Raw genomic sequence first — 21,678 nt, 5'->3', positions numbered from 1 at the left:
CAACTTCATGATCTGGCCCGGCACCTTCCAATCCGGCGTCACCACCTGGACCTTCGGCATGTCGACCTCCGACTCCGGCTGGTCCTACGACCACACCAACCCCGTCAACGGCAGTGCACGCCAGAACTCCGCTGCCCGCGTGCAGCTCGGCGTCTGGACCAAGCTCACCGCGAGCTACGACGCCACCACCGGCCAGATGGCCCTCTACGTCAACGGCGCACTCGCCGCCACCGGCATGCACACCACCACCATGGCCCCCACCGGCAAACTCGTGATCGGCCGCTACTTCAACGCCGGCCAGCCCAACAACCCGTTCAAGGGCGGCATCGCCGACGTCGCGGTCTACCAGGGCGCGACCGTTCCCGGCAGCACCCCCGGCCCGCTGACCTCCAACGTCAACACCGCCAAGTGCGTGGACGACAACGGAGCCAGCACCACCCCGGGCTCGAAGGTCCAGATGTGGGACTGCAACGGCGGAACCGCCCAGCAGTGGACCTTCAACCCGAACGGCCAGGCCAACCTGCTCGGTGGCTGCCTGGACGCCACCAACTCCGGTACCGGCAACGGCACACCGATCCAGTGGTACACCTGCTGGGGCGACGCCAAGTCCAACCCGGCCCAGCAGTTCATCCCCCGGGCCGACGGATCGATCTACAACCCCGGCTCCGGCCGATGCCTCGCGGACCCCGCCTCCGTCACCACCAACGGCACCCAACTCATCCTCTGGGACTGCAACGGCGGACCCGAGCAGAACTGGACACTCAAGCCGAACAACGCCTGACCTGACCGCGATCACGAGGTCTGCCTCCCGAACCCCGGGGGGCAGACCTCCCGCATTTCCAGCACCCGGACAGCCTCCCGCCAGAGCGAGGCACACCCAGACGGAACGGGCAGCAACCGACCCGGAGCCCATGCTCGCCCGAGCCATCAAGCACTTCCAAACCGGCTTCCTGACCGTCGAGTTGACGGCGTCCCAGCAATCGATGGGAACGATTCCGTCATTGCCAAGGGAATCCTCGACCGCCTCGCCACTCACGAAGGCACGACTGCAGCACTCCTCGGGCCCAGAATTCGTTACCACCGCATGGATGTGACTCTCCTGCGCGCGGCCAACGACCATCGGATCACCGACACCATCCCGTTCGAGGCGGCTTCGACCGTCATCAGTTCTGCCCGGAAGCTTCTTCGCGCCGCTGGAACCACGGCTTGGAACGAGCGCGGCGACATCGGCGGGAACTACGCACGCCGAGGGGACGAGGTTCTCAGGAAGGCGCGGATGGACCACACTCAGGAGGGGTCATTCATCATCCCGCTCCTGGTGCCGCTTTCCGAGCCTGAGCACCGCTCTTACGAACAACCGGCCCTGCCCAACGTGGAAGTGCTGCTCTCGCCCCCTGAACCGTTCGAACGACGTGTCACCCGAACCTTCGCTCAGTCGATCATGGCGGTGAAGGAGATCATCGTCGACCCCGAGCACTCACCCACCAAGAGCGACCTTCACTCGGTCGTGGAACGCGGTGTCAGCAGGGAATTCTGCTCAGCTCTGGCACAGATCCTGGCCGAACCGGCAGTCGGCGAGTTCGAGACCAGGTTTGGTTGGGCCGAATCACTGCCCGCTCCGTCCACCATGCCTGACTCCGTGGTCATCGACAGCGACGCCTCTCAGAAGATCGAGGAGGTTGCGATTCAGCTCAAGCAGAGCCGTATCGATGCCCGTTCGACGTTCTCGGGCAGCATCGTGGAACTGCGCCACGTTACCGACGAGCCCTTCGGTTGGGTCACCATCTCGACAGTCCGCCGAGGGCGGATGTCGGAGATCCGCGTCCGACTCCCGTTCGAGCACTACCAGGAGGCTGTCTCCTGGCACCAGGCCCAACGCGCCGTCATCGTCGAGGGCCAGGTACGAATCGGCCCTGGGCGCCGCCTGATCGTCGACGATCCGGTGAAGTGCCGCCCCATTGACGAGATCCTCCTGCCGCTTCTGTGAGTTGGAGGCCGTGCGTGCGCCCGTCACCGTGCCCGTAGCGCGGGACCGCAACTGCAGTTGACACCCTTCCCACGACTCGGCCATCCGACAATTGGATTGCCAGATATATCGGTCTTCCTACTTCTCGTACCGCGCCCGGTGGGCGGCGATGAGGTCTCGGTACCAGGCATACGAGGCCTTCGGCGTGCGCCGCTGCGTCGCGAAGTCGACGTGGACGAGGCCGAAGCGTTGGTGGTAGCCCTCGGCCCACTCGTAGTTGTCGAGGAGGGACCAGGTGTAGTAGCCGCGGACGTCGACGCCTGCGGAGATGGCGACGGCGAGGGCGTCGAGGTGGGCTGCCATGAAGTCGATGCGGGGTTGGTCGGGGGTGGTGGACTCGGCGACGGAGCAGCCGTTCTCGGTGATGGTGATGGGTGGGAGGGCCTTGCCGTACAACTCCTTGAGGTTGACGAGGAGTTGGCGGAGGGCGTCGGGGACGACGGGCCAGCCGAAGGCGGTGTGGGGGACGTCGGGGATGTCGACCAGGTCGAAGGGCAGGCCGGGTTCGGTGGGGGCGGCGACGCGGGTGGGGTTGTAGAAGTTGAGGCCGAGGCCGTCGAGTCCGGGGGCGTGGATGAGGTTGGTGTCGCCGGGACGGACGGCGCCGAAGATGTCGTCGGGGACGCCGAGGGCGGAGAGGTCGGGGTAGCGGCCGAGGAGGACGGGGTCGGTGAACAGCCGGTTGTGGAGGGCGTCGTAGGCCTGGGCGGCGGCGAGATCGGGCTCGGCGGGAGAGGCCGGCTCGACCGGGGTGAGGTTGTTGGAGAGCATCGCCTCCAGTCCGCGGTCGTGCAGGATCGAGGCGGCCAGGCCGTGGGCGAGGAGCTGGTGGTGGGCAGCCGGGAGGGCCTCGAACATCAGGGTGCGGCCGGGGGCGTGGGTGCCGAGGGCGTAGCCGAACACCGTGTGGACGAAGGGCTCGTTGAGGGTGATCCAGGCGGGGACGCGGTCGCCGAGTCGGTCGACGACGACGGTGGCGTAGTCGGCGAAGCGGTACGCGGTGTCGCGGTGGAGCCAGCCACCGTTGTCCTCCAGGCCCTGCGGGAGGTCCCAGTGGAACAGGGTGGGGAGCGGGGTGATGCCGGCGTCGAGGAGGGCGTCCACGAGGCGGTCGTAGAAGGCGAGTCCGGCCGGGTTGACGGCGCCCGCGCCGGTGGGCAGGACGCGGGGCCAGGAGATGGAGAACCGGTAGCCGTCCAGCCCGAGGTCCTTCATCAGCGCGACGTCCTCGGGGTACCGGTGGTAGTGGTCGCAGGCCACCGCCCCCGTGTGCCCGTCCCGTACGGCTCCGGGGCGGGCGGCGAAGACGTCCCAGACGGACGGGCCGCGGCCGTCCTCGGCCACCGCCCCCTCGATCTGGTAGGCGGCGGTGGCGGCACCCCAGCAGAAGTCTGCCGGCAGGTCGCGGCGGTCCGGCATGGCAGCCTCCCGACGAGAAACATGAGGGGACCTCATGTTACCGACGTCGCACCGAAGCGCCAGAGGACGACCGGGCGGCGACACCGCGGTCACGGCGGCCGATGTCGCGGGATGGTGCCGATTCCGACGCCGAGCTCAAGGAGACCGCGGCGAAGACGGCTCCCCTGCTCAACCTTTCGGCGTGGAATTCCCTCGGTCGACAACGCTCCCGCAACCGAATCCATGACCAGTCGGCCGGAGCAGATCGGGTCTCAGTGGATGTCGATGTCCATATCGGCCTCGTCCACCAGGCCGCTCCTGATCGCATTGACCACGGCCGACGTGCGATTGGTGGCATTGAGCTTCAACAGGACGCTGCTCACCAGACGCTTGGCCCCGTGCTCGGAAATGGAGAGCCGCCGCCCGATCTGCTTGTTGCTCATGCCCCGCACCAGCAGGGAGAGAGTTTCGGACTCCCGAATGGTGAGGGTCGCCGAGCGGTTTCTCGGAGCCGCCCCGCTCACCCGGCGAACCATTTCTCGACCCAGTTCCACCGGAATGACCATCTCGCCTGCCGTCAATTGCCGCAGGGCCCGGCCCAGTGCGTCGGCGGTGAGGTTCTGGCGGATCAGGTATCCGTCGGCGGTGTAGTTGGCCAGATCCGACACGTCCGTCACCTGGCCCCTGTCCAGGATCATGAGGCGTCGAGGGGGATGTTCCGCCGGCACGTCGCCCATCGGCGGCTTGGCGCTGCTCGCAGCGGTCACGACGACCACCTGTGGCGCGCGCCCCGCGAGGGTTCCGTTCAGGTTCGCCTCCCGCGCGACGAAGACCGCCTCGATCTCGCCCGCGAGATTGCGTGCGAGGCCCTGGAGCCCTAAGCGAAGGAGTTCGTCATCGATGAAGAAGGCCACTCTGATGATGCTCTGGTCGGGAGTCTGTCCAAGGCTGCTGCGATACGGTGCAGTCATTTCTTCACCCTCCTCATCCGAGCCGGCGCGCGACGCCACGACATCGTATGCGCCCCACATCACCTGCCTGCCAAGGCCGCCCCTCGTGGTTGCGAGTCCCAGTTGCGCACATCATCGAGCACAACGTTCAGCTTCCGGATGGTACAGACCATACGGCCAGAGTTGAGAGTACCTCAACTACCTTCCGGCAATCACGCGGTGACCAATGCCGTCAGCTGCCCGCATCGTGCCGATACCAACAACGCAATGTACTGCGCATACTTCACTTGCCAAACATAAGGATTTTATGCCACAAAGTGGACGTCTTTACCCGCGGAATTCACGACGGTCGCTGTTCCCATGCGGCCCGACAGTCCCTGGAAGCTCAGGGGCGGGCTCGCGCGGCTGCTTGAAGGAGGAGTCGCCAGTGCATCGAACGTCTTGAAGCGATGATGCCCAACAGCATTCCCGCATGGACGGCCGGCGCCTCGATGTGTTCCGCCCGGTCATGCTCGAACCATGGACTCGGCTGCGGAGCCGGAGGACGGTTGCGGAGCAGGCCGGCGCGGGGACGGCCTGCTCCGGGGGTGCGCCGGCACCGCGGTCAGCGCAGGACGTCCAGGACGTTGTCCGTGTTGTTGACGAAGTAGACGGCGTCGTGGTCGAGATCGAGTGCGAGGCCGAAGAGGGCGCCGGCGCCGGGCGGGGTGCCCTCGTTGTTGATCTGCTTGACCGCCACCTGCCGCCCGGCCGGGGTGGTCTCGACGATGTTGCCGTCGCCGCCGTTGACCGTCAGGATGTCGCCCCTGGGCGTGATGGCCATGCCCAGCGGGCCGTTGAGGGCGCCGCCCGAGGAGACGACCCGCCCGATCCCCGCGCTGTCCTTCCGGTTCAGCGCGTTCGGGATCTCGGTGATCCGGCTGAGCACGGTGTCGGCGACGAAGAGCGTGCCGTCGCGGCCGAGGCCGACCCCGGTCGGGCCGACCACCAGGGCCGTCGGGTCCGTCCGTTCGGGGAAGCCGGAGCCGATCTCGGTGGTGGCCTCCCGTTGCGGCGGCAGGTCGCCCTTGTCGCACAGGGTGATCCGCAGGACGGTGCCCTGGTCGACCTCCGCGCCGCCGCCGGCGACCGTCCCGTTGAGGACGTTGGTCACGAACAGCTCGCTCCGCCGGCCGTGGCTGACGGCGGTGAGGTCCCACGGCCCGTTGATGCCGTCTCCGGCGATCGTCTCGCGGACCGTGCCGTGCTTGTCGAGCACCAGCAGGCAGCCGGCCTGGGCGGTGGCGGACGTGCCGTCCGCGGTGGGCAGGCTGCCGACCACGACCCAGCCGCCGGGCAGGACCGTCAGCGCCGTGGTGAGCCCGACGCCGCCGGGGCACGGGCCGGGCAGGTTGGCGGGATCGATGGTGGCGAACGTGGTCCGAGTGCCGCCCGGGGTGATCTGGACCAGCGTGGTGCCCCGGCCCTGCTCGCCCGCGGGCGGGTTCGCCGAGTTGTTGAAGTTGCTGACCAGGACGTTGCCCCGGTGCAGGTCACCGGTGCTCTCCCGGATCGTGAACACGCCGTACGGGTTCACGTCACCGTTCTCCGGCACGGTGGACGCGACGGTGGACACGGTGGTCAGGCGGTCGAGGAACGGCCGGTCCGCGGCCCCGGTCGGGGACTCGGCCGGGTACGCGGCCGGGGCCGCGGCGGCGGTCAGGCCGATGGTCAGCACGGCGGCTGCCAGCGCGCTCGAAAATGCCCGAAGTCTCATGTACTGCCTCCTGGAGGGCGGGCCGGACGGCCTCGACAGACAGCCGCGACCCGCGGAAGTGCTCGGATGACCCCCAGGACGCCACGCTATGCACTCACCTCCACACGCCGCGCGACGGCGTCGGCCGAATGCCATGCCGCGGACGCGGGCCGGGTCCTGCGGACTGACCCGGCGTCCGGGCGATGGCGGATGCCCTGAGCCTCGCGGGTGCGGATGCCCTGAGCCCCGCGGATGCGGATGCCCTGAGCCCCGCGGATGCGGACACGGACGGTGACCCGGCCCCCTTCGGCAGCCGCCCGGCCTCCCCGGGCGTCGAACAGCACCGCGGCCTAGTGTGAGGGGAGGACAGCCGGCGACGTACGGCCGACCGACCGCAGTGCAGGGCCGTTCGACGGCCGACGGCTCCTCGCCGGGCCGGAGTGCGGCTATGGAACGGGGGTTCCCGTGCAAGAACCCGTGATCGCCACCGCCCTGCTGATCGCCCTGACCGGCTGGTGCGCGGTCCACTGCGTGTTCGTCGTCGCCGGGCGTCGATACGCGGACCGACGGCTGGAAGTGACCGAGTTCGTGATGGCCCTCGCCATGGCCGCGATGATGGCACCGGCGTTCGACCCCCTGCCGCACGTCCTGTGGGCGGCCCTGCTCGCCGCGTCCGCGGCCTGGCCGGCGCTCCTCCTGGCGGGACGTGTGGGGCGCCACCGCCACTCGGCGTCGGCCGGCACCTGGCAGCACTACCCCCACCACGTCCTCAGCGCGGCCGCGCTGGCCGCCCTGGCGCTGTTCATGGCTCCGGCGCATCACCACTCCGGTGGCGGTGCCGCGTACGGCACCCATGAGGCCATGCCGGAGTGGGCACTGTGCATGTTGGCCGCGTACTTCCTGGCACACGCCGCCTGGGGAGCCGGTGCGCTCCTGCGGCGCCCGGCCTCCGGCGTCCGGCCGACCAGCGCCCGGGCACCCGTGGTGACGGCCTCACCCGGGCTGATCGCCGCGCGGCGGACGGTGATGGCCATCGGCATGTTCTACATGCTGGTCGGCATGGGCTGACAGCCGATCAGCCCATGCCGGTCGCCGCCGATCGGGGGCGAGGGACGAGCACCGAGCATTTCCGGTCATGACCACGACGTTCGTCCGGATGGCACAACGGTTCACCCTCCAGAACGTTTGTGTGCGAAACACGATGCGGGTGGCCGTTGGCATCGGTACGGATCAGCGGGATCAACAGGGGCGCCCTCATGCGGGCGTCCCGTCCACGTCGAGGAGGAGACATGACGAACGGTGCCACGTTCGTGCGCAAGGACGCGACCCAGCTGAAGACCTGGGATCCGGCGCTGTACTGGTACGCCCGGGCCGTCGGACAGATGCAGAAGCAGTCGGGCCAGTACGCCAACAGTTGGAAGTTCCAAGGGTACTTCCACGGCATCCCGGGCAACGAGACGGCACCCACGACGGTCAAGCCCTCGAACGAGACGGTGCCGCCCTTCACCTTCGAGCAGTGTCCGCACGGCGGCTGGTTCTTCCTGCCCTGGCACCGGGCCTACCTGTGGTACTTCGAAAAGATCGTCCGGGCGACCATCAAGGAGATCGCCGCCCCGGGGCTCGGCGGGGGCGAGCCGAACCCCGCCGACACCTGGGCCCTGCCGTACTGGAACTACGCGCGGGACGTTCCCCCTCCCGGCCCGGGCCCAGCCCCCACCGACTACACCACGCGGGCCCTTCCGGCGGCCTTCCGCTCCCCGACGATGCCGTCCAAGCCGTTCGGCACCGACCAGGCGGCCCCGAACCCTCTCTACCTTCCGGACGATGTCAACGACCCGGACTGTCGTCAGTTCCAGGACATCAACGACTGTTCGGAATACTGGAGGAATCCCCCGCACCGCGCCCAGGGCACGAACAGCGCGAAAGAGGTGACCGGCTACCCGGAGGTCAACCCCTTCCTCGCCATGAGCCGGACGGACTTCTTCGCACCGGAACACACCTCGACGGTCCCCCAGCCGAGCTTCGGCAGCGAGGACACCGGCACAGCCATGCCGCACATCATGGTGCCCGGCTTCGGTGATCTGGAGATGGTCCCGCACAACATGATCCACGGTGGCGTCGGCGGCTGGATGGGCCTCATGGTCTCCGCCCGCGATCCGATCTTCTTCCTGCACCACAGCAACATCGACCGGCTCTGGTGGATCTGGTTGAAGAAGGGCAACCAGAACCCCGACTCCCCCGGTTGGCTGGACCGCCAGTTCGCCTTCTACGACGAGAAGGGGATCATCCAGAATCCCAGGTGCCGCGAGTTCCTGGACACGCGCGACTACACGTACGACGACCAGACCAGCGGAACGGGCACCCCTCGCCCTCGTCCGCTTCCGCAACGGGTCACCCAGGTGGGCGAGCCCGTCGCGGCCGCGGTCTCCGCCGACCCCCCGCAGATCCACAGCGTCCACGGACCGACCACGGTGGGCGTGGAAGCCCCCGACGACATCGGCCGGATCATGCGCGCCGTGGTCACCGGCGAAGCACGGGAGACCCGCGTGATCCTCACCCTGCACGATGTGGGCACGGACGTGCCGCCCGGGACGACGTTCCGTGTCTTCCTCAACGACCCCGAAGGCAAGTTCGATCCGGACGGGCCCTACTTCGTCGGCTTCATCTCCCACTTCGGGATGGCGGACGTCGACGGTCTGATGCACAAGCACGGTGGCCACACCGTGAGCTTCGACATCACCGACAACGTCCGTTACCTGCTCGAACAGGGGCTCCTGCCGGACGACCTGAAGGACGTCGTCATCGTGCCGTCCACCCCTCTGCCCGAACCGGCGCCCGGCAAGGCCGTCAGGGATCCGAAGCCCCGTCTCGGACGCGTCAGCCTCACCGCCGTGTAACCCGACCCGCTGCCGCGCGCCCGCCGGTCCACACGGCCGGCCCCCGCGTGACGAGGCCGGTGCCTCCGGTAGCTGTTGCGACAGCCACCGGAGGCACCGGCCTCTCCTGGTGTGGGGCGTACTACCGGCGTTTGCTCGGCGATGCGGGGTTGAGCTTGGCCCCGAGCGCCGACAGGAAGGTCGGGAACTTGTCCACCATGGCCTTGGGAACCGGGATGGTCCGGACGGTGTTCCGCGCCACGTCCTGGACGACGAGCCTGTAGGCGCCGCCTTCCTCGACCAGTTCGGCGGCGTAGAGCAGTGTTTCCATCAGAGGTCCTCGCTAGGCGTGCACGTCGTTGAGCCGAGCCTCACGTCCAGGTCGGCCACACGGCCGCACTACGGCTGGGTGTTCATGGCGTCGGCGAGGCTCCTGGGCCGCATGTCGGTCCAGGACCGCTCGACGTACTCCAGGCAGGCGGCGTGGGTGTCGGGGCCGTGGGCAACGGTCCAGCCCGCGGGGACGTCCGCGAACTGCGGCCACAGCGAGTGCTGGTTCTCGTCGTTGACGAGCACGAGGAAGGTGCCGTCCTGATCGTCGAACGGATTGGTCATGGGGATCAGTCCTCCTGGTTGCGGGTTGTGGTGACACCGGTGGCCTCGGCCAGCCTGGCGGCCAGAACCGGTCCGAGCTGGGCCAACGAACCGGCTCCGGTCATCTGCTCGTGCCGGGTGACGATCTCGTGCGATTCGATCCGGCCGGTGACGTACGGCTGCCAGATCCCGGGCTCGGGCTTCTTCTCGTCCAGATCGATCGTGGAGTTGAACAGCAGCAGGTCTCCGTCGTACCGGCCGGGCGCGAAGCCGACCGCCAGCTTCGCGTTGTTGATCATGATGTGGGCGGCCGCCTCGACCTGCGTCTCCGTCAGGGCGGCCAGCGCGCTCCCCCGCTTGCGCAGGACCTCGACGACCCCACTGGGCGTCAGTGGCAGGCCTCCCGACCCGTCCGAGTCGTCGCCGAGCACGGTGACGAGCGCGTCCTGCTCGGTGGGCACGGTGACCTCGAAGGGCAGCTCCCTCACCGGGAAGGCGTCGAGGATCGCCAGCAGCGCGGTCCGCTCGCCGCGGGCCTGGAGCTCGCAGGCGACCGCGTGGGCGATCAGCCCGCCGGCGGACCAGCCGAGCAGCAGGTAGGGCCCCTCGGGCTGGATCTTCTGGATCTGGTCGGCGTAGTCGGCCGCCATCTCCTCGTAGGACGTCGGCAGGGGTTCGGGCCGGCCGAGGCCGCGCGCCTGGAGCGCGTAGACCGGATGCTGCGGAGCGATGTGGTTCAGCAGTCCGCTGTACGACCAGCTGACGCCGATGGCGGGATGGATGCAGAACAGCGGCGTCCCGTCCCCGGTCGAGCGCAGTGGCAACACCACGTCCAACGCGTCGTCGGGGTCGTTCATGACCAGGCGTTCGGTGAGCCCGGCCACGGTCGGCGCCTCGAACAGCGTGCGCAGGCCCACCGCGACGCCGAGGGTCTCGCGGACACGGGAGAGCAGGCGGGCGGCCAACAGCGAGTGCCCGCCCAGGTCGAAGAACCCGTCGTCGATGCGCACCCGCTCCCGGCCGAGGACCTCGGCGAACAGACCGCACAGCAGCTGCTCCTGCGGGGTCCGGGGGCCGCGCCCGGCGCCCGGCGCCCCGTAGTCGGGGGCCGGGAGGGCGGCCCGGTCCAGCTTGCCGTTGGCGGTCAGCGGGAGTTCGTCGAGAGTGACGAAGGCCGACGGCACCATGTACGCGGGCAGCTCGCGCCGCAGCCGGTCCGCCAGCCCGCCCGCCTCGGGCGCGCCCTCGCGAGCGGGCACCAGGTAGGCGACGATCCGGGTGTCGCCCGGCCGGTCCTCGCGGGCGATGACGGCCGCCTGGGCAATGCCGGGGTGCGCGGCCAACGCCGCTTCGATCTCGCCGGGTTCGATCCGGAAGCCGCGCACCTTCACCTGCTGGTCGGCCCGGCCGACGTATTCGAGCTGACCGTCGGCACGCCACCGCACCAGATCCCCGGTGCGGTACATCCGCTCACCGTCCACGCCGAAGGGGCAGGCCACGAACCTGCTCGCCGTCAAACCCGACCGGTTCAGGTAGCCGCGCGCCAGACCCGCGCCCGCGACGTACAGCTCTCCCGCCACCCCTGGCGGCACCAGGCCCAGCCGCTCGTCCAGCACGTACACCCGCGCGTTGACGATCGGACGGCCGATCGGCGGTACGCCCGCGCCGGGCGAGAGCGGGTCGCTCATCGTCGCGCAGACCGTGGTCTCCGTCGGACCGTACGCGTTGATCATCCTTCGGCCCGGCGCCCAGCGTTCCACCAGCTCCGGCGGGCACGCCTCCCCCGCAACCACCAGGGTGGAGACGGCAATCTCCTCCTCCGGCACGGCGGCCAGGACGGACGGTGGCACCGTCACGTGGGTCACCGCGAGGGCCGGGTCGGTCAGCGCGGCGAGCGGCTCGGCCGCGGGGGGCAGCACCAGGGCCGCGCCGCGCAGCAGGGCGGTGAAGATCTCCGACACCGAGGCGTCGAAGCTGGGCGAGGCGAACTGGAGCACCCGGCTGTCGGGTTCGATCGCGAACCGCTCGATCTGAGCCGCGACCAGACTCGCCACACCGCCGTGGCCGACCACCACACCCTTGGGACGACCTGTCGAACCCGAGGTGTAGATCACGTACGCCGGGTGCCGAACGTCGAGCACGACATGAGGATCGGTCTCCGGCCAGTCACCCTCGGCCACCATCGCCGGATCGTCGACCACCACCGACGGCCGGGCATCCTCCAACATGAACGCGATCCGCGCCTCCGGATACGACGGATCCACCGGCAAATACGCGGCCCCCGCCTTCAACACGCCCAAAACCGCCACCACCGACTCCACCGACCGCGGCAACGCCACCGCCACCACTTGCTCCGGCCCCACACCCCACGCGATCAGCGCATGCGCGAACCGGTTCGCCCACGCATCCACCTGCGCATACGACAACTCCGCATCGCCGTGGACGAGCGCGACCGCATTCGGCGACGCCGCCACCTGCGCCGCCAACAACTCCGGCACCGTCCCCGCGACCACACCACCCTCGACAACAGGCAGAAGCTCACGGCGCTCCCCGGCCGACAACAGGTCGATCCCGCCGATCGGCAACTCCGGAGCAGCCACGACCGCCGCCAGCAACCGGGTCCACCGGGCGAAGAGACTCTCCACCGAAGAACGGTCGAACAGATCAGTGGCGTACTCCACCGCACCGACGATCCCAGCCGGGCTTCCGTCCGGCCCGAACTGTTCGGCGAGGCTCACACCGAGGTCGAACTTGGCAGTTCCGGCCGCCACCGGGTAGGTGGCCACGTCCAGGCCGGGCAGGTCGAAGTCGCCGCCCGGTGCGTTCTGCACGGCCAGCATGGTCTGGAACAACGGATGGTGGGACAGCGACCGAGAAGGGTTCACCACCCCCACCAGATGCTCGAACGGCACATCCTGGCTCGCGTACGCCGACAGCGCCCGCTCCCGCACCCTCCCCAACAACTCCGCGAACGACGGATCACCACTCGTGTCCGTCCGCAGCACCAGCGTGTTCACGAAGAACCCGACCAGCTCGTCCAACGCCTCGTCCGTACGACCCGCGATCGGACTCCCGATCGCGATGTCCGTGCCCGCACCCAGCCGCGTGTACAGCGTCGCAAGCGCCGCCTGCAACACCATGAACAGGGTTGTGCCCGAACGCCGCGCCAACCCCACCAGGGCAGCGTGCAGTTCGGCGTCGATCCGGACGTCCAGGAGGTCGCCACGGTACGACGCCACCGCCGGACGCTGCCGGTCCACCGGCAGCTGCAGTTGGTCGGGCAGTCCGGCCAATGCTTCTGTCCAATAGGACACCTGCTGGGCCATCACGCTGTCGGCGTCGTGTTCGTCCCCGAGTACCTCGTGTTGCCACACGGTGTAGTCGGCGTACTGCACCGGCAACGGCACCCAACCCGGTTCCTCGCCCCGGCAACGCGCCGCGTACGCGGTCGCGAGGTCGCGACTCAGCGGACCCAACGACCACCCGTCACCCGCGATGTGATGCAGCACCAGCAACAGCACGTGCTCATCCGCCGCCAACTCGAACAGCTCCGCCCGCAGCGGCAGTTCCGACGCCAGATCGAACCCCCGCACCGCCGCCTCATACAACAGGAACGACACCTCCGCCTCACCGACCACACGTACCGTCAGCGGGACGACGACCTCCGCAGCGTCCAGAACCCGCTGGTACGGCACTCCGTCCGCGGCCGGGAAGACCGTGCGCAGGGTCTCGTGCCGGCCGACGACATCGCCGAGCGCCTCCTCCAGGGCCACCCGGTCCAGCTCACCGGACAGCCGTAGCGCGAGCGGCATGTGATAGGTGGCGCTCGGCGTCCCGAACTCCTGGAGGAACCACAGCCGACGCTGCGCGAAGGACAACGGGACCCGCTCCGGCCGCTCCCCACGGACCAGCGCGAGCCGGGCCCGACCGGCTCCTGCCAGCCCGGCCGCGAGCCCCGCCGGCGTCGGCGTCCGGAACAGGCTACGCAGCTCCAGCTCCACACCCAACGTCGCCCGAACCCGCGACACCAACCGGGTCGCCAGCAACGAATGCCCACCCAGATCGAAGAAATCGTCCTCCACGCCGACCCGAGACCGGCCGAGCACCTCGGCGAACAGCTCGCACAGGACCTGCTCCTGCGGCGAACGCGGCCCCCGGCCCGTCCCCGCGGCCGAACCGAGGTCGGGCACGGGCAGCGCCGCCCGGTCCAGCTTCCCGTTCGCCGTCAACGGCAACACGTCCAACACCACGAACGCCGACGGCACCATGTAATCCGGCAGCCGATCACGCAGATGGCCCCGCAGCCCCTCCGAACGGAGCTCCACACCGGCGACAGGCACCAGATAGGCAACCAACCGATTGTCCCCCGGCCGCTCCTCGCGGGCGATGACGGCCACCCGAGCAACGCTCGGATGCGCGGCCAACGCCGCCTCGATCTCACCGAGTTCGATCCGGAACCCACGCACCTTCACCTGATCATCGGCCCGGCCCGCATACTCCAGCTCACCGCCGGCACGCCACCGCACCAGATCCCCGGTGCGGTACATCCGCTCACCGTCCGCACCGAACGGACAGGCCACGAACCTGCTCGCCGTCAAACCCGACCGGTTCAAGTACCCACGTGCCAACCCCGCGCCCGCCACGTACAACTCCCCCAGCACACCCGGGGCGACCGGCCGAAGTGACGAATCCAGCACGTACACCCGGCAGTTGGTGATCGGACGGCCGATCGGCACCGGCAACGGGCAGTCGGCCGGGTCGGCCGGCAGCGGGTAGGCGGTGATCACATGGGTCTCGGCGGGGCCGTAGTGGTTGTGCAGCACCCGGCCCGGCCTGCGGGACTGGAGGCGCCGTACCGCACCACCCAGGCGCATCGCCTCACCGGCCTGCGCGACCAGCCGCAGATGCGGCAGCTCCAGCCCGGCCTCCTCGGCCGCCTCGGCCAGCGCCTCGATCACCAGATTCGGCGCGAACAGCTCCTCGACCCGATGCCGGTCCAGCCAGCGGGCGAACAGCTCGGCGCTGCGGCGCTGCTCCTCCGTCGGCACCACCAGCGTCTTGCCGTACAGCAGCGCGGAGAGCACCTCCTGCACCGAGACGTCGAAACTGATCGCGGTGAACTGCGCCGTACGCGTGCCCGGTTCGCCACCGACCGCCCGATGGTGCCACGCCAGCAGGTTCAACAACCCCGCCGCAGGCATCACCACGGCCTTGGGCCGGCCGGTGGAGCCGGAGGTGTAGATGACGTAGGCAGGATGCCGCGCGTCCACGACGACGTCCGGATCGGAATCCGGCCACTCCCCTGCCGGTGCGACCGCCGCCAGGTCGTCGAGCACCACGGCCGGCCGTGCGTCCTCCAGCATGTAGGCGATGCGGGCAGCCGGGTACTCCGGATCCACCGGAAGATACGCCGCCCCCGTCTTCAACACCGCGAGAACGGCCACCACCAACTCGGCAGAACGCGGCAACCGCACCGCCACGACCTGCTCCGGACCCGCCCCCCGCGCCATCAACGCATGTGCCAGGCGGTTGGCCCTGCGATTCAGCTCGCGGTACGTCAGCACCGTGTCCTCGAACACCACCGCCGAGGCCTCCGGGGTCGCCCGGACCTGCGCCTCGAACAGGGACGGCAGGCCGGCGGCGGGAGCCTGGCACGCCGTGTCGTTGCGCGAGACCAGCAGCTCGTGCCGCTCCTCGGCGGTGAGGACGTCGATCCGGCTCAGCGGCCGGTCGGGCTCGGCGACCACCGTCGCCAGCAGCCGCAGCCACCGGGCGACCAGCACCTCCACCGTCGCGTGGTCGAACAGGTCGGTGCTGTACTCGACCCGCCCGATGATGCCCTCGGCCGACCCGCTGGTTCCGGCACGCTCCATCAGGTGGAAGCCGAGGTCGAACATCGCCGTGGGCATCCCCACCGGCAGGAACTCGGCACGCAGGCCGTGCAGCGCGAACTCGGCGTGAGGCACGTTCTGCAGCGCGAGCAGCACCTGGAACAGCGGCTGACGGGCGAGCGACCGGGACGGGTTGGTGATCTCCACCAGTTGCTCGAACGGTAGGTCCTGGTGCGCGTACGCGCCGAGCGCGGTCTCCCGGACCCGGGTCAGCAACTCGGCGAAGGTCGGGTCGCCCGAGGTGTCGGTGCGGAGCACCAGGGTGTTGACGAAGAACCCGACGAGCTCGTCCAGGGCCTGGTCGGTCCGGCCGGCGATCAGGCTGCCGACCGGGATGTCGGTGCCCGCGCCGAGCTTGTCCAGCAGCGCCGCCAACGCGGCCTGCAGCACCATGTAGACGCTGGCGCCGTGCTCCCGGCCCAGGCGCACCAGCGCGCCGTGCAACTCCGGGTCCAGGTCGATGGCCAGATGTCCGCCACGGTAGGAGGTGTCCGCCGGGCGCGGCCGGTCGGCGGGCAGCCGGATCTGCTCGGGCAGGTCGGCGAGCTGCCCCGTCCAGTAGGCCGCTTCACGGGCGGACAGGCTCCCGGCGGTGGTGCGGTCCCCGAGGAGTCGGTCGTGCCACAGGGTGTAGTCGGCGTACTGCACCGGCAACGGCGCCCAACCCGGTTCCTCGCCCCGGCAGCGCGCCGCGTACGCGGTCGCGAGGTCGCGGCTCAGCGGACCCATCGACCAGCCGTCACCCGCGATGTGGTGCATGACCACCAACAGCACGTGTTCATCCGGCGTCAACTCGAACAGCTCCGCCCGCAGCGGCAGTTCCGACGCCAGATCGAACCCCCGCACCGCCGCCTCGTGCAACAGAGCCGGGATCTGCGCCTCACCGGCCGCGCGCACGGTCAGCGGGACGGCAACCTCCGCAGCGTCCAGAACCCGCTGGTACGGCACTCCATCCACGGCCGGGAAGACCGTCCGCAGGGTCTCGTGCCGGGCCACCACGTCCGCGAGCGCCGCACTCAGCGCACCTCGGTCCAGCTCACCGGACAACCGCAACGCCAGCGACATGTGATACGTGGCACCGACGCCCTCCAGCTGGTGCAGGAACCACAGCCGACGCTGCGCGAAGGACAACGGGACCCGCTCCGGCCGCTCCCCACGGACCAGCGCCAGCCGGGCCTGACCGGCTCCCGCCAACCCAGCCGCGAGCCCCGCCGGCGTCGGCGTCCGGAACAGGCTACGCAGCTCCAGCTCCACACCCAACGTCGCCCGAACCCGCGACACCAACCGAGTGGCCAGCAACGAATGCCCACCCAGATCGAAGAAATCACCGTCCACGCCGACCCGAGACCGGCCGAGCACCTCGGCGAACAGCTCGCACAGGACCTGCTCCTGCGGCGAACGCGGCCCCCGACCGACCGCGGCCGAACCAAGGTCGGGAGCGGGCAGCGCCGCCCGGTCCAGTTTCCCGTTCGCCGTCAACGGCAACACGTCCAACACCACGAACGCCGACGGCACCATGTAATCCGGCAGCCGATCACGCAGATGGCCCCGCAACCCCTCCGAACGGAGCTCCACACCGGCGACAGGCACCAGATAGGCAACCAACCGATTGTCCCCCGGCCGCTCCTCGCGGGCGATGACGACCGCCTGAGCAATGCTCGGATGCGCGGCCAACGCCGCCTCGATCTCACCGAGTTCGATCCGGAACCCACGCACCTTCACCTGATCATCGGCCCGGCCGACGTATTCGAGCTGGCCGTCGGTACGGAAGCGCACGAGGTCGCCGGTGCGGTACATCCTGGCGCCCGCCGGCCCGAACGGGCAGGCCACGAACCGTCCGGCCGTCAGGCCCTGCCGATTCAGGTAGCCGCGCGCCAGACCCGCGCCCGCGACGTACAGCTCCCCCGCCACCCCCGGCGGCACCAAGCCCAGACGCTCATCCAGCACGTACACCCGCGCGTTGACGATCGGACGCCCGATCGACGGCACACCCGCGCCGGGTGCGAGCGGGTCGCTCATCGTCGCGCACACCGTCGTCTCCGTCGGACCGTACGCGTTGATCATCCTTCGGCCCGACGCCCAGCGCTCCACCAGCTCCGGCCCGCACGCCTCCCCCGCAACCACCAGCGTCGACACGGACACCGAGTCCTCCGACACGGCGGCCAGGACCGACGGAGGCACCGTCACATGGGTCACCGCGAGACCCGGATCGGTCAACGCAGCGACCGGATCCCCCGCCGGAGGCAATACCAGCGCCGCACCACACAGCAGCGCCGTGAAGATCTCCGACACCGACGCATCGAAACTCGGCGAAGCGAACTGCAACACCCGACTGTCGGGCTCGATCGCGAACCGCTCGATCTGGGCCGCGACCAGACTCGCCACACCGCCATGACCGACCACCACACCCTTGGGCCGACCCGTCGAACCCGACGTGTAGATCACATACGCCGGGTGCCGAACATCCAGCGCAACCTCCGGATCAGTGTCCGGCCACTGCGCCACCTCGGCCACCATCGCCGGATCATCGACCACCATCGACGGCCGCGCATCCTCCAACATGAACGCGATCCGCGCCTCCGGATACGACGGATCCACCGGCAAATACGCGGCCCCCGCCTTCAACACCCCCAGAACCGCCACCACCGACTCCACCGACCGCGGCAACGCCACCGCCACGACCTGCTCCGGCCCCACACCCCGCGCCATCAACGCATGCGCGAACCGGTTCGCCCACACATCCACCTCCGCATACGACAACTCGACATCGCCGCAGACCAGCGCGACCGCATCCGGCGACGCCGCCACCTGCGCCGAGAACAACTCCGGCACCGCCCTCGCAGCCACACCACCCTCGACAACAGGCAGCAGCTCACGGCGCTCCCCAACGGACAGCAGATCGATCCCGCCGATCGGCAGCTCCGGAGCAGCCACGACCGCCGCCAGCAACCTGGTCCACCGGGCGAAGAGACTCTCCACCGAAGAACGGTCGAACAAGTCAGCGGCGTACTCCACCACACCATTCAGACCGGACGGCGAGCCGTCGGAACCGTGCTGCTCCGCCAGGCTGAAGATCAGATCGAGCCGTGAGGTCCCGGTCGGCACGGTCATCCCGGATGCCCTCACGCCGGGCAGGTCGAAGTCGCCGCCCGGCGCGTTCTGCACGGCCAGCATGGTCTGGAACAACGGATGGTGGGACAGCGACCGGGACGGGTTCACCACCCCCACCAGGTGCTCGAACGGCACATCCTGGTTCGCGTACGCCGACAGCGCCCGCTCCCGCACCCTCCCCAACAACTCCGCGAACGACGGATCACCACTCGTGTCCGTCCGCAGCACCAGCGTGTTCACGAAGAACCCGACCAGCTCGTCCAACGCCTCGTCCGTACGACCCGCGATCGGACTCCCGATCGCGATGTCCGTCCCCGCACCCAGCCGCGTGAACAACGCCGCAAGCCCCGCCTGCAACACCATGAACAGACTCGCACCCGAACGCCGCGCCAACCCCACCAGGGCAGCGTGCAGCTCGGCGTCGATCCGTACCTCCAGCAAATCGCCACGATACGACGCCACCGCCGGACGCTGCCGGTCCACCGGCAGCTGCAACTGATCGGGCAACCCGGCCAACGCCTCAGCCCAGTAAGCGACCTGGCGGGCCAACGCACTGTTCACATCACGCTCGTCACCCAGGATCTCGTACTGCCACAGGGTGTAGTCGGCGTACTGCACCGGCAACGGCACCCAACCCGGCTCCTCGCCCCGGCAACGCGCCGCGTACGCGGTCGCGAGGTCGCGGCTCAGCGGACCCAACGACCACCCGTCACCCGCGATGTGATGCAGCACCAACAACAGCACGTGCTCATCCGCCGCCAACTCGAACAGCTCCGCCCGCAGCGGCAGTTCCGACGCCAGATCGAACCCCCGCACCGCCGCCTCATGCAACAGAGCCGGGATCTCCGCCTCACCAGCCACACGTACCGTCAGCGGGACGACGACCTCCGCAGCGTCCAGAACCCGCTGGCACGGAACCCCGTCACTCTGCGGGAAGACCGTGCGCAGGGTCTCATGCCGGGCCACCACGTCCGCGAGCGCCGCACTCAGCGCACCCCGGTCCAGCTCGCCGGACAGCCGCAGCGCGAGCGGCATGTGATACGTGGCGCTCGGTGTTCCGAACTCCTGGAGGAACCACAGCCGACGCTGCGCGAAGGACAACGGCATCGGCTCGCGCCGATCCCTGCGGACCAGGGCCTGGCGCGCCGAGCCCGCATCGCGCAGCCCGGCCGCGAGCCCGGCCGGCGTCGGCGTCCGGAACAGGCTGCGCAGCTCCAGCTCCACACCCAACGTCGCCCGAACCCGCGACACCAGCCGGGTGGCGAGCAACGAATGCCCACCCAGATCGAAGAAGTCCTCCTCCACGCCGACCCGAGACCGGCCGAGCACCTCGGCGAACAGCTCACACAGGACCTGCTCCTGCGGCGAACGCGGCGCCCGCCCAACCCCGGCCGAACCGAGGTCGGGGGCGGGCAGCGCCGCCCGGTCCAGCTTCCCGTTCGCCGTCAACGGCAACACGTCCAACACCACGAACGCCGACGGGACCAGGTAGTCCGGCAGCCGATCACGCAGGTGCGCCGTCAGCTCCGCCGGGAGGACGGCCGCACCGGGGAGCGCTGCCACGTAGCCGATGAGCCGGTCGCCCTGCGCGAGGACAGCGGCTCGGGCGACGGCAGGGTGCTCGGCCAGGGCTGCCTCGATCTCGCCGGGTTCGATCCGGAAGCCGCGCACCTTCACCTGATCGTCGGCCCGGCCAAGGTATTCCAGCTCACCATCGGCGCGCCGACGTACCACATCACCCGTGCGGTACATCCGCTCACCGTCCACGCCGAACGGGCAGGCCACGAACCTGCTCGCCGTCAGACCCGACCGGTTCAAGTACCCGCGCGCCAACCCCGCACCCGCGACATACAACTCCCCCGCCACCCCTGGCGGCACCAAGCCCAGACGCTCATCCAGCACGTACACCCGCGCGTTGACGATCGGACGCCCGATCGACGGCACACCCGCGCCGGGTGCGAGCGGGTCGCTCATCGTCGCGCAGACCGTCGTCTCCGTCGGACCGTACGCGTTGACCATCCGACGCCCCGGCGCCCACCGTGTCACCAACTCCGGCCCACACGCCTCACCCCCCACCACCAGCGTCGACACGGCCACCGCATCCTCCGGCACGGCGGCCAGAACGGACGGAGGCACCGTCACATGGGTCACCGCAAGACCCGGATCGGTCAACGCGGCGACCGGATCCCCCGCCGGAGGCAACACCAGAGCCGCGCCACACAACAGGGCCGTGAAGATCTCCGACACCGACGCGTCAAAACTCGGCGAAGCGAACTGCAACACCCGGCTGTCGGGCTCGATCGCGAACCGCTCGATCTGAGCCGCCACCAGACTCGCCACACCGCCGTGGCCGACCACCACACCCTTGGGCCGACCCGTCGAACCCGATGTGTAGATCACGTAGGCCGGGTGCCGGACGTCGAGCACGACATGAGGATCGGTCTCCGGCCACTGCGCCACCTCGGCCACCATCGCCGGGTCGTCGACCACCACCGAAGGACGGGCGTCCTCCAGCATGAACGCGATGCGCGCCGCCGGGTAGGCGGGGTCCACCGGCAGGTACGCGGCCCCGGCCTTCAACACGCCCAGGACGGCCACCACCGACTCCACCGACCGCGGCAACGCCACCGCCACGATCTGCTCCGGCCCCACACCCCGCGCGATCAGCGCATGCGCGAACCGGTTCGCCCACGCATCCACCTGCGCATACGACAACTCGACGTCACCACAAACCAGAGCGACAGCATCCGGCGACGCCGCCACCTGCGCCGCGAACAACTCCGGCACCACCCCCGCGACCACACCACCCTCGACAACAGGCAGAAGCTCGCGGCGCTCCCCAGCGGACAGCACGTCCACCTGGCCGATCCGTCGGCCGGGGTCGGTGACCACGGCGCGGAGCAGCCGCAGCCACCGGTCGACGATCCCGGCCACGGTGGCCTCGTCGAACAGGTCGGTGCTGTACTCCACCACCCCCGACAGCCCCTCCTCGCCGGGCTGTTCGGCCAGGATGAAGGTCAGGTCGCACTTGGCCGTGCCGGTGTGGACCAGGTCGGTGGTCACCCGCAGCCCCGGAAGGTCGAACTCGCCCGTCGGG

At 69.6% G+C, this 21,678-nt stretch carries 10 protein-coding genes; 4 read left to right on the top strand and 6 right to left on the bottom strand.

Annotated features, from left to right (window positions below; genetic code table 11):
• Nucleotides 1–781: ricin-type beta-trefoil lectin domain protein (locus tag RZ50_RS18800; RefSeq protein WP_217680643.1), on the top strand; the 781-nt coding region annotated here is incomplete at its 5' end.
• Nucleotides 782–1,084: 303 nt separating this feature from the next.
• A complete protein-coding gene (locus tag RZ50_RS18795; RefSeq protein WP_196949062.1) occupies nt 1,085–1,987 on the top strand; it encodes a hypothetical protein in 903 nt (300 codons plus the stop codon).
• Between the two features lie 117 nt (nt 1,988–2,104).
• Here RZ50_RS18795 and RZ50_RS18790 read toward each other — a convergent pair whose 3' ends face one another.
• The 3 genes from RZ50_RS18790 to RZ50_RS18780 form a co-directional block, all read right to left on the bottom strand.
• On the bottom strand, nt 2,105–3,445 hold the full coding sequence (locus tag RZ50_RS18790) for a GH1 family beta-glucosidase (protein WP_196949061.1): 1,341 nt from the start codon (nt 3,443–3,445) through the stop codon (nt 2,105–2,107).
• 251 nt (nt 3,446–3,696) lie between these two features.
• Nucleotides 3,697–4,338, bottom strand: coding sequence for a LuxR C-terminal-related transcriptional regulator (locus RZ50_RS30180; RefSeq protein ID WP_196949060.1), 642 nt, complete (start codon nt 4,336–4,338; stop codon nt 3,697–3,699).
• A 640-nt stretch (nt 4,339–4,978) separates the two neighbouring features.
• Nucleotides 4,979–6,130: a hypothetical protein gene (locus tag RZ50_RS18780; protein ID WP_254802876.1), complete on the bottom strand. Its 1,152-nt coding sequence runs from the start codon at nt 6,128–6,130 to the stop codon at nt 4,979–4,981.
• Between the two features lie 444 nt (nt 6,131–6,574).
• On the opposite strand from RZ50_RS18780, the gene RZ50_RS18775 reads away from it, so the two are divergent.
• Nucleotides 6,575–7,177, top strand: coding sequence for a DUF5134 domain-containing protein (locus RZ50_RS18775; protein WP_196949059.1), 603 nt, complete (start codon nt 6,575–6,577; stop codon nt 7,175–7,177).
• A 221-nt stretch (nt 7,178–7,398) separates the two neighbouring features.
• Nucleotides 7,399–9,006: a tyrosinase family protein gene (locus RZ50_RS18770; RefSeq protein WP_196949058.1), complete on the top strand. Its 1,608-nt coding sequence runs from the start codon at nt 7,399–7,401 to the stop codon at nt 9,004–9,006.
• 121 nt (nt 9,007–9,127) lie between these two features.
• On the opposite strand, the gene RZ50_RS18765 is transcribed toward RZ50_RS18770, so the two are convergent.
• The 3 genes from RZ50_RS18765 to RZ50_RS18755 all read right to left on the bottom strand — a co-directional run bounded on the left by RZ50_RS18765 (nt 9,128) and on the right by RZ50_RS18755 (nt 21,644).
• A complete protein-coding gene (locus RZ50_RS18765) occupies nt 9,128–9,316 on the bottom strand; it encodes a hypothetical protein (protein WP_196949057.1) in 189 nt (62 codons plus the stop codon).
• A gap of 68 nt (nt 9,317–9,384) precedes the next feature.
• Nucleotides 9,385–9,600, bottom strand: a complete 216-nt coding sequence (locus tag RZ50_RS18760) for an MbtH family protein (RefSeq protein ID WP_196949056.1) — start codon at nt 9,598–9,600, stop codon at nt 9,385–9,387.
• A gap of 5 nt (nt 9,601–9,605) precedes the next feature.
• Nucleotides 9,606–21,644: a non-ribosomal peptide synthetase gene (locus tag RZ50_RS18755; protein ID WP_308271832.1), complete on the bottom strand. Its 12,039-nt coding sequence runs from the start codon at nt 21,642–21,644 to the stop codon at nt 9,606–9,608.
• Nucleotides 21,645–21,678 lie beyond the last annotated feature (34 nt).

The organism is Kitasatospora sp. SUK 42 (genome assembly GCF_015776785.2).
Taxonomy (GTDB): Bacteria; Actinomycetota; Actinomycetes; order Streptomycetales; family Streptomycetaceae; genus Kitasatospora.
Note: the sequence above shows the minus strand (reverse complement) of the source record. Positions and strands in the feature narration are given on the sequence as shown.

Bases quoted from the DNA above. Each gene is read 5' to 3' on its own strand.
- RZ50_RS18795 (WP_196949062.1), top strand. From the start codon at position 1,085: ATGGATGTGACTCTCCTGCGCGCGGCCAACGACCATCGGATCACCGAC.
- RZ50_RS18790 (WP_196949061.1), bottom strand. From the start codon at position 3,445: ATGCCGGACCGCCGCGACCTGCCGGCAGACTTCTGCTGGGGTGCCGCC.
- RZ50_RS18780 (WP_254802876.1), bottom strand. From the start codon at position 6,130: ATGAGACTTCGGGCATTTTCGAGCGCGCTGGCAGCCGCCGTGCTGACC.
- RZ50_RS18770 (WP_196949058.1), top strand. From the start codon at position 7,399: ATGACGAACGGTGCCACGTTCGTGCGCAAGGACGCGACCCAGCTGAAG.
- RZ50_RS18765 (WP_196949057.1), bottom strand. From the start codon at position 9,316: ATGGAAACACTGCTCTACGCCGCCGAACTGGTCGAGGAAGGCGGCGCC.
- RZ50_RS18760 (WP_196949056.1), bottom strand. From the start codon at position 9,600: ATGACCAATCCGTTCGACGATCAGGACGGCACCTTCCTCGTGCTCGTC.